The sequence below is a fragment of the Streptomyces sp. NPDC054813 genome, from assembly GCF_053611365.1.
The window spans coordinates 295,339-310,875 of the sequence record NZ_JBSHAF010000005.1 but is presented as its reverse complement, the minus strand read 5'-3'; the positions used below and the strand labels follow the sequence as shown (position 1 = coordinate 310,875).

General features: G+C 70.3%; 13 protein-coding genes and 1 tRNA gene. 6 read left to right on the top strand and 8 right to left on the bottom strand.

All coding sequences use genetic code 11. The features are described from left to right. Positions 1-159: 159 nt before the first annotated feature. A complete protein-coding gene (locus ACWGJB_RS12325) occupies positions 160-993 on the top strand; it encodes an NAD(P)H-binding protein (RefSeq protein WP_453380117.1) in 834 nt (277 codons plus the stop codon). A gap of 275 nt (positions 994-1,268) precedes the next feature. Here the strand turns inward: ACWGJB_RS12325 and ACWGJB_RS12320 are convergent, their stop codons facing one another. After that, a complete protein-coding gene (locus tag ACWGJB_RS12320) occupies positions 1,269-1,817 on the bottom strand; it encodes an N-acetyltransferase family protein (protein ID WP_453380116.1) in 549 nt (182 codons plus the stop codon). A gap of 213 nt (positions 1,818-2,030) precedes the next feature. On the opposite strand from ACWGJB_RS12320, the gene ACWGJB_RS12315 reads away from it, so the two are divergent. Both ACWGJB_RS12315 and ACWGJB_RS12310 read left to right on the top strand, forming a co-directional pair. Beyond that, the gene (locus ACWGJB_RS12315; RefSeq protein ID WP_453380115.1) at positions 2,031-3,389 is read left to right on the top strand and encodes a pyridoxal phosphate-dependent decarboxylase family protein; all 1,359 of its coding nucleotides are present in this window, start codon (positions 2,031-2,033) and stop codon (positions 3,387-3,389) included. After that, positions 3,386-4,807 carry a lysine N(6)-hydroxylase/L-ornithine N(5)-oxygenase family protein gene (locus ACWGJB_RS12310; RefSeq protein ID WP_453380114.1) on the top strand — a complete coding sequence of 474 codons (1,422 nt, stop codon included), beginning with the start codon at positions 3,386-3,388 and terminating at the stop codon, positions 4,805-4,807. Before ACWGJB_RS12315 ends, ACWGJB_RS12310 begins: the two co-directional genes overlap by 4 nt. A 40-nt stretch (positions 4,808-4,847) precedes the next feature. On the opposite strand, the gene ACWGJB_RS12305 is transcribed toward ACWGJB_RS12310, so the two are convergent. Further along, positions 4,848-6,653: a bifunctional metallophosphatase/5'-nucleotidase gene (locus ACWGJB_RS12305; RefSeq protein ID WP_453380113.1), complete on the bottom strand. Its 1,806-nt coding sequence runs from the start codon at positions 6,651-6,653 to the stop codon at positions 4,848-4,850. A 150-nt stretch (positions 6,654-6,803) separates the two neighbouring features. Between ACWGJB_RS12305 and ACWGJB_RS12300 the strand changes: the two genes are divergently transcribed. Together ACWGJB_RS12300 and pyk are read left to right on the top strand one after the other, a co-directional pair. Continuing rightward, entirely contained in the window at positions 6,804-7,511 is a 708-nt protein-coding gene (locus tag ACWGJB_RS12300; RefSeq protein WP_453380112.1) for an SIMPL domain-containing protein, read from the top strand. A 187-nt stretch (positions 7,512-7,698) separates the two neighbouring features. Continuing rightward, complete coding sequence (gene pyk, locus ACWGJB_RS12295; protein ID WP_453380111.1) at positions 7,699-9,135, top strand: pyruvate kinase; 1,437 nt, start codon at positions 7,699-7,701, stop codon at positions 9,133-9,135. 15 nt (positions 9,136-9,150) lie between these two features. Here the strand turns inward: pyk and ACWGJB_RS12290 are convergent, their stop codons facing one another. Continuing rightward, positions 9,151-9,939 carry a helix-turn-helix domain-containing protein gene (locus ACWGJB_RS12290; protein WP_453380110.1) on the bottom strand — a complete coding sequence of 263 codons (789 nt, stop codon included), beginning with the start codon at positions 9,937-9,939 and terminating at the stop codon, positions 9,151-9,153. Between the two features lie 80 nt (positions 9,940-10,019). Then, a tRNA-Leu gene (locus ACWGJB_RS12285) sits at positions 10,020-10,103 on the bottom strand. A gap of 96 nt (positions 10,104-10,199) precedes the next feature. Between ACWGJB_RS12285 and ACWGJB_RS12280 the strand changes: the two genes are divergently transcribed. Further along, complete coding sequence (locus ACWGJB_RS12280; protein ID WP_453380109.1) at positions 10,200-10,856, top strand: ANTAR domain-containing response regulator; 657 nt, start codon at positions 10,200-10,202, stop codon at positions 10,854-10,856. A gap of 94 nt (positions 10,857-10,950) precedes the next feature. Here ACWGJB_RS12280 and ACWGJB_RS12275 read toward each other — a convergent pair whose 3' ends face one another. Genes ACWGJB_RS12275 through ACWGJB_RS12260 form a run of 4 tightly spaced genes read right to left on the bottom strand, consistent with a single transcriptional unit; the run spans position 10,951 to position 15,369 of the window. After that, entirely contained in the window at positions 10,951-11,667 is a 717-nt protein-coding gene (locus ACWGJB_RS12275; protein ID WP_453380108.1) for an ABC transporter ATP-binding protein, read from the bottom strand. Then, complete coding sequence (locus ACWGJB_RS12270) at positions 11,664-12,575, bottom strand: ABC transporter ATP-binding protein (protein ID WP_453380283.1); 912 nt, start codon at positions 12,573-12,575, stop codon at positions 11,664-11,666. The genes ACWGJB_RS12275 and ACWGJB_RS12270 overlap by 4 nt, the downstream gene beginning before the upstream one ends. Positions 12,576-12,580: 5 nt before the next feature. Next, complete coding sequence (locus ACWGJB_RS12265; protein WP_453380107.1) at positions 12,581-14,431, bottom strand: branched-chain amino acid ABC transporter permease; 1,851 nt, start codon at positions 14,429-14,431, stop codon at positions 12,581-12,583. Positions 14,432-14,436: 5 nt separating this feature from the next. Further along, on the bottom strand, positions 14,437-15,369 hold the full coding sequence (locus tag ACWGJB_RS12260) for a branched-chain amino acid ABC transporter permease (protein WP_453380106.1): 933 nt from the start codon (positions 15,367-15,369) through the stop codon (positions 14,437-14,439). Between the last annotated feature and the right edge of the window lie 168 nt (positions 15,370-15,537).

Below are 15,537 nucleotides of genomic sequence, written 5' to 3'. Positions count from 1 at the left end.
CCCGCGCCCTCGGGGGGGGGGGGGGGGGGGGGCGCGGGGGGGGGGGGGGGGGGGCGGCGCCCCCCCCCGCCCCGCCGCGCCCCCCCCCGGGGGCGCCCCCCCCCCCCCGCCGCTCCTAGGCTCGGTGCCGAAGAAGCACCAGAGAACAGGGAGAAACCCGTGATCGTAGTCACCGGTGCCACCGGCAACGTCGGCCGTGCCCTCATCGCACGTCTCGTCGCCGCCGGGCGGCCCGTGCGGGCGCTCACCCGCGCCCCGGAGACGGCCGGCCTGCCCGACAAGGCCGAGGTGGTGAGGTTCCGGCCGGACGACCAGGCCGCCCTGTTCGAGGGCGCGGACAAGGTCTTCCTGTACGTCCAGGGCGCGGGCGGCCGGATGCCCGAGCTGTTGGACGCGGCCCGTACGGCCGGGGTGCGGCAGGCCGTCCTGCTCTCCTCCGGGATCATCCGGGAGGGCGCCGACGAGACCCACCCGATCCACGCCATGCACGCCACCGCCGAGCGGCAGATCCGCGACAGCGGCCTCGCCTGGACGTTCCTGCGCCCCAACGCGTTCGCCACCAACGCCCTCCAGTGGGCGCCCCAGATCCGGGCCGGCCACACCGTCCGCGGTGTCTTCGCCGACATGCTCACGGCACCCATCCACGAGGACGACATCGCCGCCGTCGCGGAACGCGCCCTCCTCGACGACGGCCACGAGGGTGCCGTCCACCGCCTCACCGGCCCCGCCGCCACCACCAACACCGACCAGATCGCCGCGATCGGGCGGGCCGTCGGCCGGGACCTGGCCTTCGTCGAGGTGGGGCCGGAGGAGGCGGGCCCGCTGCTCTTCCCGCAGACACCGCCGGAAGTGGTCAGGGGCCTCCTGAAGACCTTCGCGGACACCGTCGGCGTCGCTCCCGAGATCACCGCCACGGTCGAGAAGATCACCGGCAGCCCGGCCCGCACCTTCGAGCAGTGGGCCGAGGACCACGCGGCCGACTTCCAGCCCTGACGGCCCTGAAGGCCGCGAAGGCTCTGAAGGCCGCGAAGGCTCTGAAGGCCGCGAAGGCTCTGAAGGCGGCGAAGGCTCTGGGCGGCGGAGGCCGCGAAGACCGCGAGGTCCTGACGGCCTGGAGGTCTGACGGCCTGGAGGTCTGACGCCTTGAGGCCCGACGGCCTGGAGGTCTGACGGCCTGGAGGTCTGACGCCTTGAGGCCCGACTGCCTTGAGGCCTAACGGCCTTGAGGTCTGACGGCCTTGCGGGTTCTGGCGTCCTGACCCGGGCTCTCAGCCCGCCGCCAGCCACAGCTCCGCCCGCCGCACGCCCACTTCCCGGGGCCCCGCTCGGCGGTTGCCCACCTCGCTCGCCCTGGGCGCCTGCGCGCCCAGCGTGAAGCCGAGGCGCTCCAGGAAGCACTCCCCGGACCGCCAGCCCGGCGGCACACTCGCCGTCACCAGGGACACCCCCTCGGCATGCGCGAGCAGCGACTCGGCCAGCGCCCGCCCGAGGCCCCGGCCCCGCGCCCAGGGCGCCAGCAGGAACAGGCCCACCGCGACCGCCCCGGGCACCGGATGGTTCCGTACCGCATCCACCAGGCCCGAGACGACCCCGTCCCGCTCCAGCACGAGCAGCACCTTGTCGCCCGGGTCGGCGCCCTCGGGCAGGCCGTAGAACAGGCTCTGCACGTCGCCCGGCCCGGACGGCAGCCCCGTCGCCGCCACGAACCAGTCCTCGCACGCCTCGAACAGGTCGAGCAGCGGCGCCTCGTCCGAGGACAGCGGCTCCCGTACCAGCACCCGCTCACCGGGCACGTCGATCATCCACGCGTCAACCACCCGACCGACGTTAACCCCGGTCAGCGTCTCAACGCCCCGTCGCCGACTGCTTGGACGCGCCCCGGGCACACCGCCCCGACATGTTTTCCCCGCACGGCAGTACCCACTTTCGGGTTTCGATCGTTGAGCTTTGGGGGCGCGCAGACCCAATCCCGTACAAGCTGGAACTCCCCCCATGGACAACCCCTTTCGGCCGGCGCCCCGAGGAGACCCATGAGCACGCCGCCCCTCGCATCCGGACCCCAGGGCCCCGACGCCCTGCGGCCCCTGCTCGACACCGTGCTCGAGGCGCTGCGCGACGGCGGCCGGGCCCGCGGCGGACCGCTGCCGGCGGGCGGTCCGGAGGCGGTGGCCGAGCGGGTCGCGGACGCCGTCGGGGACGTACTCCCGGACGACGGCGACCCCGACGCCCTGCGCACCCTGGTGACCGCCCTCGCGGCGGGCGCGGCCGACCCCGCCGACCCGCTGTGCGCGGCGCATCTGCACTGCCCACCGCTCGCCGTCGCCACCGCCGCCGACCTGGCCGCGAGCGCCCTCAACCCCTCGCTGGACTCCTGGGACCAGGCCCCGGCCGCCTCCGCCCTGGAAGCCATGGTCACCCGCGCCCTCGCCCATGCCATCGGCCTCTCCGACGCCGTGGTCACCAGCGGCGGCACCGAGTCCAACCAACTCGCCCTCCTCCTCGCCCGCGAGGCCCTGGGCAGCGGTGTCGGGCTGATCTGCGGCGCCAACGCCCACCACTCGCTGCCCCGGGCCGCCTGGCTGCTGGGCCTGCCCGACCCGGTCGTGGTCCCGGCGCCGAACGGCATCCTCGACCCGGCCGCCCTGCACGCCGCCCTCACCCACCTGCCGAAACCGTTCGTCGTGGCCGCCACCGCCGGCACCACCGACGCCGGTCTCATCGACCCGCTCCCCGAGATCGCCGGCCTGTGCGCGGCCCACGGGGCCCGACTGCACATCGACGCCGCCTACGGAGGCGGCCTCGCCTTCAGCGACCGGCACCGGGACAAACTCGCCGGTCTGGAGCGCGCCCACACCGTCACCCTCGACTTGCACAAACTCGGCTGGCAACCGGTCGCCGCCGGCCTCCTCGCGGTCGCCCGCCCGGCCGAGTTCGGCGTCCTCCACCACCGCGCCGACTACCTCAACGCCGACGACGACACCGAGGCCGGCTACCCCGACCTGCTCGGCCGGTCCCTGCGCACCACCCGGCGCCCCGACGTCCTCAAGATCGCGGTCACCCTCAGGACCCTGGGCCGCTCCGGACTCGGCGCACTGGTCGACCAGGTGTGCGCACGGGCCCGGGAGTTCGCGGCCCTGGTCCGGGAGCACCCCGGTTTCGAACTCCACGACCGCCCGAACATCAGCACGGTGCTGTTCCGCCCCACCGGAGCCACCGACGAGGACGTCGCCGGCATACGGCGCAGGCTGCTGCACGACGGCCGGGCCGTCCTCGGCCGGGCCCGGCTCGACGGCCGGCTCTGGCTCAAGGTCACCCTCCTCAACCCCCACACCCGGCCGGACGAACTGGCCGTCCTCCTCAAACTCGTGGAAGGAACGACGCCCCAATGAGCTCGCTGCCCAACCCCCCACACCAGGAGCCGGAAGCACCCCGCGACCTGGTCGGCATCGGCGTCGGACCGTTCAACCTCTCCCTCGCCGCCCTCGCCCACCCGCTCGCCGAACTGGACGCCGTCTTCTACGAGCAGCGCCCCGGCTTCGACTGGCACCCCGGGCTGCTGATCGACGGCGCCACCATCCAGGTCCCGTTCCTGGCCGACCTGGTGACCCTCGCCGACCCCGCCAGCCCCTGGTCGTTCCTGAACTACCTGAAGTCCCGCGACCGGCTCTTCCCGTTCTACTTCGCCGAGCGCTTCCACATCCGGCGCGCCGAGTACGACGCGTACTGCCGCTGGGTCGCCGAGAGCCTGCCCGGGCTGCGGTTCTCGCACCAGGTGGACGCGGTCCGCTGGAACTCCGAACGGGACCTGTTCGAGATCGACTTCACCCAGCTCGACGCCGAGGGCGAGGCCGAGGCCCTGGGGCGTACGTACACGAAGAACGTCGTGCTCGGGGTCGGCACGGTTCCCCACGTGCCCGACCCGCTCAAGCCCCTGGTGGAGGCACCGGGCGTGCCCGTCGTGCACGCGGCCGACTACCTCGACCACCGCGAGGCCTTCCTCGCCGCCGAGCATGTCACCGTCGTCGGCTCCGGACAGTCCGGCGCCGAGGTCTTCCTCGACCTGCTGCGGCACCGCCCGGCCGGCCGCGAGAAGCTGCACTGGATCGGGCGCAGCGAGGCCTTCGCGCCCATGGAGTACTCCAAACTCGGCCTGGAGCACTTCACGCCCGACCACACCCGCTACTTCCACGCCCTGACCGAGCCCGTCCGGGACCGGCTGGTCGCCTCCCAGTGGCGGCTGCACCGGGGTATCGATGCCGACACCATCGCCGCCATCCACGACGAGCTCTACCGCCGCACCCTGCACGGCGGCTGGCCCGACGCCGTCCTCACGCCCGGGGTCCAGGTCCGTACGGCCGGACGTATCGCCACCACCAAGATCGAGCTCCATCTGGAACACCTCCAGCAGGGCAGCCGCTCCCGGCTCGCCACCGACGCCGTGGTGCTGGCCACCGGCTACCGCGAGCGTCCCCTGGGCCGGCTGCTCGCCGGGCTCGACCCCTACCTGCGCCGGGACAGCAGCGAACGCCCGCGCGTGGACGAGCGGTTCCGGCTCGTCCTCGACCCGTCGGTGACCGGATCCGCGTACGTGCAGAACGCCGAGCTGCACACCCATGGTGTCGGCGCCCCCGACCTGGGCCTCGCCGCCTGGCGCAGCGCCACCATCCTCAACTCCCTGACCGGCAAGGAGCCTTACCCGCTGCCCGCCCGCACGGCCTTCACCAGCTTCGGCCTGGAGCGGTCGGAGGAGAGGGTTCCCACGCAGAACGGGCAGCGGCCGAGGCAGCTCACCCCTCTGGTCGACTGAGCGACGGTCCCCGGTCCGGGGACCGGCGCCCTGCGCCCCGTCAGAACACCGGCGTGCCGTCGCGGGTCAGCTTCCAGTCCGCCGACGCGAAGTCCTTCGGGTCCAGGACGCCCTTGGCGGTCACCCACTCCGCGATCCGGGTGCGGATCTCCGTCGACTCCGACCACAGCTCCTTGGCCGAGGCCACGTGCGGGAACGCGCCACCGCCGTTGGCACGGTAGTTGTTCACCGCGAGCACGAACTGCCCGGCGTCGTCGAGGGCCGCGCCGTCATAGGTGAGGTTCCTGATCCGGGACCCGGCCGGCTGCGCGATGTCGATCTCGTACCGCAGGCCCGAGACGTAGTCGTAGTTGTAGTCCGGACGGTTGCCCGCGTTGGTCAGCTTCTCCACGTCGACAGGCGCGCCGGCGGCCGTCTGCACGAAGTACTCCGCCGAGTACTCCAGGTAGGCGCGGACCTGAGCGCCCGTCATCACCTTGGCGACCAGGGTGTTGTCGTAGACGTAGAGGCCGGACAGGTCCCGGATGGTGACCTCGCCGGCCGGGATCTGGGAGGTCCGGGAGAACGGCGAGGCCTGCGCGAGCACCGGGAGCGCGGCGTACTCGGTGCCCGCCAGGGCCGCCTTGACCACGTCCTCCTGGACCTTGGTGATCAGGTCGATGATCGGGGCGTCCCGGTAGCGGGCCTCGACCGTGGTGAGGGTCTCGGTGGCGGTGCCGACGACCTGGTTGACGTACGCCACCACCTTGGCGTGCTCGTCCTTCAGCAGCCGGGTGATCTTCGGGTCGTCGGCGACGGAGTTGGAGTTGCGGAGCGAGGCGGCGACCGACTCCACCTCCCACCTGCCCTTGGCGAACACCAGCTCGATGTCGAAGAGGGCGAGGCGCTCGGCGTAGCACAGCGGCTCGGAGAGGACGACGGTCTTCCCGGTGGCCTCGTTGACGACCTTCAGCTCCGGGATCTCCACGTGCGCGTGGCCGACCAGGATGGCGTCGATGCCCGGCACCTGCCTGGCCACGTTCGCGGCCGCGTTCTCGACGTAGGGCACCTGGTCGCCGTAGGACGAGGTGCCCGAGGTGCCGGAGTGGGCCGAGACCACGACCACGTCCGCGCCCATCGCCCTCAGCTTGGGCACCCACTTCGCGGCCTGCTCCTCAAGACCCGGGAAAGCCAGCTTGCCCTGGACGTAGGCCTTGTCCCAGATCGCGATGCCCGGGTTGGTCAGGCCGAGCACGGCGACCTTGACCGGCGGGGCGCCCGGGACGTGGAACTTCTTCATGAAGTACGGCGGGAAGGCGGGCCTGAGAGTCTTCGCGTCGACCGCGTTGGCGCCGAGCAGCGGGAAACGCAGCTGGTCCTCGAACCTGCGCAGGGTCTCGATGCCGTAGTTGAACTCGTGGTTGCCGAGCGCCGCCGCGTCGTACCCGATCGCGTTCATGGCCTGTGCCATCGGGTGCACCGGACCGCCCTTGGCGGTGATCGGGTCGACCTTGGCGTAGTAGTACGTCAGCGGGGTGCCCTGGATGGTGTCACCGGCGTCCAGCAGCAGGGTGTTGCAGCGGCCCTTCTCCTCACGCACCTGGTTCACCAGGGTCGAGACGCGCGCCAGGCCCAGCGCGTTGCCCTTGGCGTCGGTGTACTCCGCGTCCTTGAAGTAGTCCCAGTTGAAGACGTTTCCGTGCAGGTCGGTGGTGCCCATGACGGTAAGGGAGTACCGCTTGGGGTGCTTGGCGGGCTTCGGGGAGGCCTGGGCGGCCTGCGCCGGAGCCGCCGCCGCTCCGGCGACCGCCACTCCCGCCCCGGTGGCGGCGGACTTCGTCAGGAACTTCCGGCGATTCAAGGGCATGTCTTGATCTCCTCGGGAAATGGTCAACGACGCGCGTAGATTCTGTCTTGGACATGACCGACGGCAACAGGTCCGGGAGGTTGCGATCTGGTGACCCGGGCTGTGAACTCCGGTGCGCACACCCGGGGATGACATGACAGAGTGGGGCGTATGACCGCACCCTCGCCCGAGGACCGCAGGCCGGCCGGCACGCCCGAGGCACCCCTTCTCGTCGTGCGCGGCGAGGCCGAGCTGGAGGTCGAGCCCGAGCTGGCCCGGATCGGCGTCACGGTGAGCGCCCGGGGCCGCGACCGCCGCTCCACCCTGGACGACCTCACCCACCGCAACACCGCCGCCCTCGACCTGATCAAGTCCTACGGCGAGGCGGTGGCACACCTGTCGACCGGGACCTTCTCCATCGCCCCCGAACTCGCCGAACGCGGCCGGGGCGAGCGGGTCCGCAGCTACCAGGGCCGGGTCCAGCTCACCGCCGAGTTCACCGACTTCACCGTCCTCGGCGAACTCACCACCCGCCTCGCCGACTTGGAGCTGACCCGGGTCGACGGCCCCTGGTGGTCGCTGCGCCCCGACTCACCCGTGCACGGCGAGGCCCGGCGGCAGGCGGTCGCCGAGGCGGTGCAGCGCGCCCGGGAGTACGCGAGCGCCCTCGGCACCTCCCTGGCCGCCCTGGTCGAGCTGGCCGACACGGGCATCGACGGTCCTCAGCCGCGCCGGGCGGCTTTCGGCGGCGGGGTCCGACGGATGGCGGCCGCCGCGGAAATCGCCGAGCCCGCCGAACCCCTCGATCTCGAACCTCCGCGACTGCACGTAGCCGCTCAGGTCAGCGCGCGATTCACGATGGCGCCGCCGGAGCTGTGACCCGGGAAGCGATGTTCGGTATTTCGAATAGATGAGCGCTCACATTCCCGCGTTCAACATATGCGAGATGCTCATCGGAGCGGGTCGCCGCACAATTCAACACTTGTCAATAGGCCTTCACGCAAAGGTTGTTGGGTCGTCATGTGCGACCAATTCTCTACCCGCCGGTAAGGCCTAGGCTCGAAGCATGCGCCGAGCAAAGATCGTTTGTACTCTGGGGCCCGCCACCGACTCGTACGACCAGATCAAAGCCCTGGTCGAGGCCGGAATGGACGTCGCCCGATTCAACCTCAGCCACGGCAGCTACGCCGAGCACGAGGAGCGCTACCAGCGTGTCCGCAAGGCCTCCGACGAGACCGGTCGCAGCGTCGGGATGCTCGCCGACCTTCAAGGCCCGAAGATCCGCCTCGGCAGCTTCACCGAGGGACCGGTACTCCTCGAACGCGGCGACACCTTCGTCATCACCGTCGAGGAGGGCGCCGAGGGCGACCGCCGACAGTGCGGCACGACGTACGCCGGCCTGGCCGACGACGTCACCCCCGGTGAGCGCGTCCTCGTCGACGACGGCAAGGTCTGCCTGGAGGTCACCCACGTCGACGGCCCCCGGGTACACACCACCGTCGTGGAAGGCGGCATGGTCTCCGACCACAAGGGCCTCAACCTCCCCGGCGTCGCCGTCTCCGTCCCGGCCCTCTCCGACAAGGACGAGGCCGACCTGCGGTGGGCGCTGCGCACCGGCTTCGACGTGATCGCCCTGTCCTTCGTGCGCAGCGGCCGGGACGTCGAGGACGTCCACCGCATCATGGCCGAGGAGGGCCGCCGCCTCCCCGTGATCGCCAAGGTGGAGAAGCCGCAGGCCGTCGAGAACATCGACTCCATCGTGGCCGCCTTCGACGGCATCATGGTCGCGCGCGGTGACCTGGGCGTGGAGATGCCGCTGGAGCAGGTGCCGATCGTGCAGAAGCGCGCCGTCAAGCTGGCCAAGCGCAACGCCAAGCCGGTCATCGTCGCCACCCAGATGCTCGACTCCATGATCGACAACTCCCGGCCCACCCGCGCCGAGGCCTCCGACGTCGCCAACGCGGTCATCGACGGCACGGACGCGGTGATGCTGTCCGGCGAGACCAGCGTCGGCAAATACCCCATCGAGACCGTCCGGACGATGGCGAAGATCGTCGAGGCGGCCGAGGAGGACATCCTCGCCAAGGGGCTGCCGCCGCTGACCGAGAGCAACAAGCCCCGCACCCAGGGCGGCGCGGTCGCCCGGGCCGCCGCGGAGATCGGCGACTTCCTCGGCGCGAAGTTCCTGGTCGCCTTCACCCAGTCCGGAGACACGGTCCGCCGGCTCTCCCGCTACCGCTCGCCGATCCCGCTGCTCGCCTTCACCCCGGAGCCGGCCACCCGCTCCCAGCTCAACCTGACCTGGGGCGTCGAGACCTTCCTCGGCCCGCACGTCGACTCCACGGACAAGATGGTCGATCAGGTCGACGAGCTGCTGCTGAAGTACGGCCGCTGCGAGAAGGGCGACGTCGTGGTGATCACGGCGGGGTCGCCTCCGGGGGTGTCCGGCTCGACGAACATGGTGCGCGTGCACCACATCGGCGAGGACGACAGCCCGAAGTGACGGGACGGATCCCCGTCAGTGCTTGGGGCCGACGTGGTCGTCCATGAGTGCCACGTCGGCTCTCCTGGCGACGGAGATGTTGTACGGGTTGCCGCCGCGGGTGCAGTGCGTCCACCGGACGCCGAGCTTGTCGAGGGTGGCGGTGTACAGGCCACGGATGTCGTCGGACTTGTTGGTGAAGAAGTAGCGCGGGTATTCGTACCGCTTCCGCTCACCGCCGACCATGCGGGTCGTCCAGTTGGTGATGCGGCAGCCGTCGGAGTGGGTGAGACCGCGGATGAATTCCCAGGGGTGGGCGTCGACGATCGCCTGCTGCCAGGGTTCGAGGGCTATACGGCGGTCGTGCTTCTTGCCGGGGCCGTGTTGGGGGAAGAGACAGTGCAGGTGCTTCGAATAGACCTTCACGTTGCGGCAGCCGACCTTGCGGACTCGGCAGACGGAGTTGTCGGGGAAGACGGCGCGCATGGCTTCTTCGCAGTCGTCCATGAGCCCGGGCCATGACTCGGCACACGTGATCATGAGGTTGGGCACGCGGTGCTCCGAGTACCGGCTGATGTGGCCGTCGCCGAGATAGAGGCCGAGCAGGTAGCTGTATGCCGCGAGGTCCAGGTCACGGCCGTCGCAGCGTGGACACTTCGGGCCGTGCCTCCCTGGGCACTCGCCACGTTTCGCGCGATCCTGGTGCTTCCAGTAGCCGATCGTGCCGAGTGGAACGTTGAACCGGCGGGCGACCTCAGCGTTCCCTGCGCCGTTTCGCAGCAGCGTCAGCGCCTTGTGTCGAACCTCTGTCCCGTGAAAGATCATGCGACCACTCTGCGTGACTGATCGTTGCCGAACGCAGCAAAAAGCGGAGGTTCACACGACGTGAACCTCCGCTTCAGAGGTGCCGGGTATGGGATTCGAACCCACACGTCCTTGCGGACAGAGGTGTTTGAGACCTCCGCGTCAACCAGTTGCGCCAACCCGGCTCAGTAACCCTGGAGGAGTGTACCGGGTCACTGGTGACGAGCGCAGCTAGGTACGCTGCTACTAAGCAGCACCCCTGCCCTGAACGAGGAGCCCCCGTGACCGCCGCCGAGTCGCCCCAGCCAGTCGACGTACCCGACGACGACAAGTCGCACGTGCCTCCGCTGACGACCCGTGTCGTCATCGCCGAGGACGAGGCCCTGATCCGGCTCGACCTGAAAGAGATGCTGGAGGAGGAGGGGTACACCGTCGTCGGCGAGGCCGGCGACGGTGAGCAGGCGGTCGAACTCGCCCGCGAGCACCGCCCCGACCTGGTGATCCTGGACGTCAAGATGCCCAAGCTGGACGGCATCTCGGCGGCCGAGAAGATCGCCGCGGAGTCCATCGCCCCAGTCCTGATGCTCACCGCGTTCTCGCAGCGCGACCTGGTCGAGCGGGCGCGGGACGCGGGCGCCATGGCGTACCTCGTCAAGCCGTTCAGCAAGAGCGACGTGGTCCCGGCGATCGAGATGGCCGTCTCCCGCTTCACCGAGATGAAGGAGTTGGAGAAGGAGGTCGCCGACCTCACCCTCCGCTTGGAGACCCGCAAGCTGGTCGACCGCGCGAAGTCCATCCTGCAGACCGAGTACGGCCTGAGCGAGCCGGCCGCGTTCCGCTGGATCCAGAAGACGTCGATGGACCGCCGTATGTCGATGCAGCAGGTCGCGGAGGCGGTCATCGTGGACAGCGACGAGAAGAAGTCCCACAAGGGCTGACCGGCCGTCGTGCCGGCGAGGACGTACGACGAGGCCCGCGCCCCGGAGAAGGGGGCGCGGGCCTCGTCGTTCAGAACCGTGTCGAACCGGTGTGTCAGTCCTCGCCCAGATAGGCCTTGCGGACCGACTCGTCGTGCAGCAGGTCTTGTCCGGTCCCCGACAGGACGATGTTGCCGACCTCCATGACGTGCCCCTGGTCGGCCAGCGACAGCGCCGCCTGCGCGTTCTGCTCGACCAGCAGGATCGTCGTGCCCTGGGACTTCAGCTCCGCGATCGTCGCCATGATCTTCTGCATCATGATGGGCGACAGCCCCATGGACGGCTCGTCCAGCATCAGCAGCTTGGGCTGGGACATCAGCGCCCTGCCCATCGCGAGCATCTGCTGCTCACCGCCGGAGAGGGTGCCGGCGGCCTGCTTGCGCCGCTCGCCGAGGATCGGGAACAGGTCGTACGCCCGCTGGATGTCCTTCTCGATGCCCGGCTTGTCGTTGCGCAGGAACGCACCGAGGCGCAGGTTGTCCTCGATGGTCATGCGCGGGAAGATGTGCCGGCCCTCGGGGGAGTGGGCCAGGCCCAGCGAGACGATGTTGTGCGCCGGGATCTTCTTCAGCGACTTGCCGTTGAACCGGATCTGTCCGCCGACCGGTTTGAGCAGCCCGGACAGGGTGCGCAGGGTCGTCGTCTTGCCGGCGCCGTTGGTGCCGATCAGGGTGACGACCTGGCCGGCCTCGACCTTGAAGGAGATGCCCTTGACGGCCTCGATCTTGCCGTAGGCGACCCGCAGGTCCTCTACTTCGAGCAGTGCGGTCATCGGTCGTTCTCCTTGCCGGGCGCGGCGTCGGTCGGGGACTCGGCGTGCGCCTCGGCCGCCTCGACCTCGGCGGCCTCCTCGTCGCCGGGCGCGTTCTCGAACGGTTCGCCGAGGTACGCGGCGATGACGCGGTCGTCGCCCTGCACGGTCGCGCTGTCGCCTTCGACGAGCTTCTCGCCCTGTACCAGGACCGCGACCCGGTCGCAGAGGTTGAAGATGAAGCGCATGTCGTGCTCGATGACGAGGACGGCGATGCCCTTGTCGCGGATCTTGAAGACCAGTTCCTCGGTGGTCCGGGTCTCCTGCGGGTTCATGCCGGCCGTCGGCTCGTCGAGCAGCAGCAGCCCCGGCTCGCTGGCGAGGGCGCGCGCGATCTCCAGCTTGCGCTGCTCGCCGTAGGGCAGGTTGCGGGCGAGGTGCTCGGCCTTGCGCTCCAGGCCGACGAACTCCAGGAGTTCCATGGCCCGGGCCCGGGAGGCCGCCTCGGCGCGGTGGAAGCCGGGGCCGCGCAGCAGCGCGGACCACAGGCCCTCCTTGGTGCGGGTGTGCCGGCCGACCAGTACGTTCTCCAGGACCGTCATGTTCGCGAACAGCCGGATGTTCTGGAAGGTACGGGCGATACCGGCGGCCGTGACCTTGAAGGACTTGGGCGGCAGCACCTGGCCCTTGTAGCGGACCTCGCCCTCGGTGGGGATGTACAGGCCGGTCAGGCAGTTGAAGAAGGTGGTCTTGCCGGCTCCGTTGGGGCCGATCAGACCGACGATCTCGCCGCTGTTGACGGTGAGGTTCACATTGCGTACGGCGGTCAGGCCGCCGAAGCGCATGGTCACGCCGCGTGCGTCGAGCACGGTCTCGCCGGGGTCGGTGGCGCCGGACGAGGCGTCCTGGACGGTGGTGTCGGTGGTCATCGTGGTCACGCCCCTGCCTTGGTGAGGACGGCGGGCGCTTCGGCATCTTCGTGGAACTCGAGCTGGCGGCGCCGGTTGGGGATGAGGCCCTCCGGGCGGAAGCGCATCAGCAGGATGAGCGCCACGCCGAAGGCGAAGAGCTGGTAGTCGCCGAGGAACTGCAGCTTGGCCGGGATCAGGTAGAGCAGGGACGCGCCGACCAGCGGGCCGGAGATGGTGCCCATGCCGCCGAGTACCACCGCGGCCAGCAGGAAGGCCGAGTTGGGCGGCACGACGTAGGCGAACTGGTACTGCTCCGGGGTCACCGTGTAGGTGACGTGTGCCTGGACCGAGCCGGAGAGGCCGGCGAGGCAGGCGCCCAGGGCGAACGCGATCAGCTTGACCCGGAAGCCGTTGATGCCCATGGCGAGCGCGGCCGTCTCGTCCTCGCGGATGGCGACCCAGGCGCGGCCTATGCGGGAGTCGCTGCTGCGCCGGAAGACGATGACCACGATGAGCGTGATGATCAGCATCAGCAGCAGGTAGTTGGCGAAGCGGCCGATGTTGGAACCGAGGATCTGGTGTTCGGCGCCGAAGTCGAAGCCGAGGATGTCCAGGTTCGGGATCGAGGAGATGCCGTTGGAGCCGTTGGTGACGTCCGGGCCCGAGGTGCCGTCCAGGTTGAGGACGGTGATGCGGAAGATCTCACCGAAGCCGAGCGTCACGATGGCCAGGTAGTCGCCGCGCAGTCGCAGTGTCGGCGCGCCGATGACGACACCGAAGATCATCGCGACGGCCGCGCCGAGCAGCGCCGACGCCCAGAACGGCCACTGCACGTGCAGTGGTGAGGACGGTGAGCCGGAGACCAGGGCCGCGGTGTAGGCGCCGACACCGAGGAAGGCGACGTAACCGAGGTCGAGCAGGCCGGCAAGGCCGACGACGATGTTCAGGCCCAGTGCGACGGTCGCGAAGATCAGGATGTAGACGCCGATCGTCGCGTACTGGTCGTTGGACTGGGTGAAGGGGAAGGCGGCGGCGGCCAGGAAGGCGCCGGTCATGGTGATGTTGCGGTGCTTCCCGGTGATCGCCGAGACCCGGGCCACGATCCCGGCCTTGGAGAGGGCGGCGAAACCGAAGCCGGCCGTGAGGAGGAAGCCGATGAACAGTTCGTCGTACGAGGTGCCGACGCCGTAACTGAAGACGATCAGGCCGACGGCCATGGCCGCGACGATCACCAGGATCTCGGCCCAGGAGGGCAGCGGGCGGCCCGGGGCCGGGGCCTTGGCGGCGAAGGACGCGCGGAAGGTGCTCCAGTTCTGCCGGGACTTGTGCCTGAACAGCTCCCAGCCGGTGTCGTCGGGGTCGACCGGGTCGGGCTCCGGCCGCTCGAACGGCAGGGCCAGTGCGCCGACCAGGGCGGCGAGTGTGGCGATCGCGACGACGAAGCCGCCCGGGTCCAGGTTCACCACGCCGCCGAGTTCGTCGCTGATGGCGATGACGGTGTACCAGGCGGTGGCGAAGGTGCCCAGTGCGGCCATCTTCAGCGCGCTCTCGGCGCTGCCCGGCGTGAGCGCGCCCAGGCCCCGCACGCCGTAGGAGGCGAGGCCGAACAGGGTGGTGAGGAGGCCGCCGATCAGGACCAGGACCTGCAGGCCGCCCGGGTAGCCGTAGACCGTGAGGTCACCGGGGAACGCGGAGGTCCAGGTCCAGGACATGAACGTGGAGACGACGGCGAGGGCGCCGCCGCCGGTGGCGAGGGCCCGGCCCAGGGGGGCGGGCAGACCGATGAGGCCGGACGCGGCGGGCGCGGGGGCGCTGTCGGTCTCGGGGGACCCCGGGGTTTCGGGGGTCTCGGATGCGGTGGTCTCTGTGGTCATCGGTGTCACGCCCTGTCCGCGACGCGTTCGCCGAGCAGACCTTGTGGCCTGAACAGCAGTACGAGGATGAGGAGTACGAACGCCCAGACGTCGGCCCAGGACTGGCTGCCGAACTGGCCCATGCCGGGGATGTTCGAGATGTATGCGGTCGACAGGGCCTCGGCGACGCCGAGGACGAGGCCGCCGAGCATGGCGCCGTAGATGTTGCCGATGCCGCCGAGGACGGCCGCGGTGAAGGCCTTCAGGCCGAGCAGGAAGCCCATCTTGAAGTCGATCTGGCCGTACTTGAGGCCGTAGGCCGTACCGCCGACGGCGGCGAAGGTGGCACCGAGGGCGAACGCGATCACGATGATGCGGTCGGTGTTGACGCCCATCAGCTTCGCGGTGTCCGGATCCTGGGCGGTGGCCTGCATGCCACGGCCGGTCCGGGTGCGCATCACGAAGTAGGCGAGGAAGGCCATGCTGAGCGGGGCCACGACCACCAGGAAGATGTCACCGGTCTGGATCGTGACGTTGCCGATGTTGAAGGGGCCGCCCGGGATGGTCGGGAAGGTCCGGGCGGACTTCGCCTCGGGGTACCAGGCCCACACCGCCTGCTGGAGGGCCAGGGAGAGGCCGATGGCGGTGATGAGGGGGGCGAGACGCGGGGCAGTGCGCAGCGGGCGGTAGGCGAACCGTTCCGCTCCCACGGCGACCAGGACGGACACGATGATGGCGCCCACGAGCATCAGCGGCAGCGCCACCCACATCGAGGTGCCGTCGGGCAGTACATACGCGTAGACCGTGAGCGCGCCGAAGGCGCCGGTCATGAAGATCTCGCCGTGGGCGAAGTTGATGAGCTGGACGATGCCATAGACCATCGTGTAGCCGATGGCGACCAGCCCGTACATGGATCCCAGTAGCAGGCCGTTGACCAGCTGCTGCGGCAGTTCGTTCACCGCATGTCCTCCGAGACGTTCGGAAAGTTCGACGGATGAGGCCGGATGCGAGTCCGGGGGGGGGGGGGGGGGGGCCGCCCCCCCCCCCCCCCCGGCGCGCGGGGGGGGGGGGGGCGCCGGGGCGGGGTGGGCTAGGGGCCGGCGTCGCGGAACCGCACCCCCGCCCAC

Bases quoted from the DNA above. Each gene is read 5' to 3' on its own strand.
- ACWGJB_RS12315 (WP_453380115.1), top strand. From the start codon at position 2,031: ATGAGCACGCCGCCCCTCGCATCCGGACCCCAGGGCCCCGACGCCCTG.
- ACWGJB_RS12310 (WP_453380114.1), top strand. From the start codon at position 3,386: ATGAGCTCGCTGCCCAACCCCCCACACCAGGAGCCGGAAGCACCCCGC.
- ACWGJB_RS12305 (WP_453380113.1), bottom strand. From the start codon at position 6,653: ATGCCCTTGAATCGCCGGAAGTTCCTGACGAAGTCCGCCGCCACCGGG.
- ACWGJB_RS12300 (WP_453380112.1), top strand. From the start codon at position 6,804: ATGACCGCACCCTCGCCCGAGGACCGCAGGCCGGCCGGCACGCCCGAG.
- pyk (WP_453380111.1), top strand. From the start codon at position 7,699: ATGCGCCGAGCAAAGATCGTTTGTACTCTGGGGCCCGCCACCGACTCG.
- ACWGJB_RS12290 (WP_453380110.1), bottom strand. From the start codon at position 9,939: ATGATCTTTCACGGGACAGAGGTTCGACACAAGGCGCTGACGCTGCTG.
- ACWGJB_RS12275 (WP_453380108.1), bottom strand. From the start codon at position 11,667: ATGACCGCACTGCTCGAAGTAGAGGACCTGCGGGTCGCCTACGGCAAG.
- ACWGJB_RS12270 (WP_453380283.1), bottom strand. From the start codon at position 12,575: ATGACCACCGACACCACCGTCCAGGACGCCTCGTCCGGCGCCACCGAC.
- ACWGJB_RS12265 (WP_453380107.1), bottom strand. From the start codon at position 14,431: ATGACCACAGAGACCACCGCATCCGAGACCCCCGAAACCCCGGGGTCC.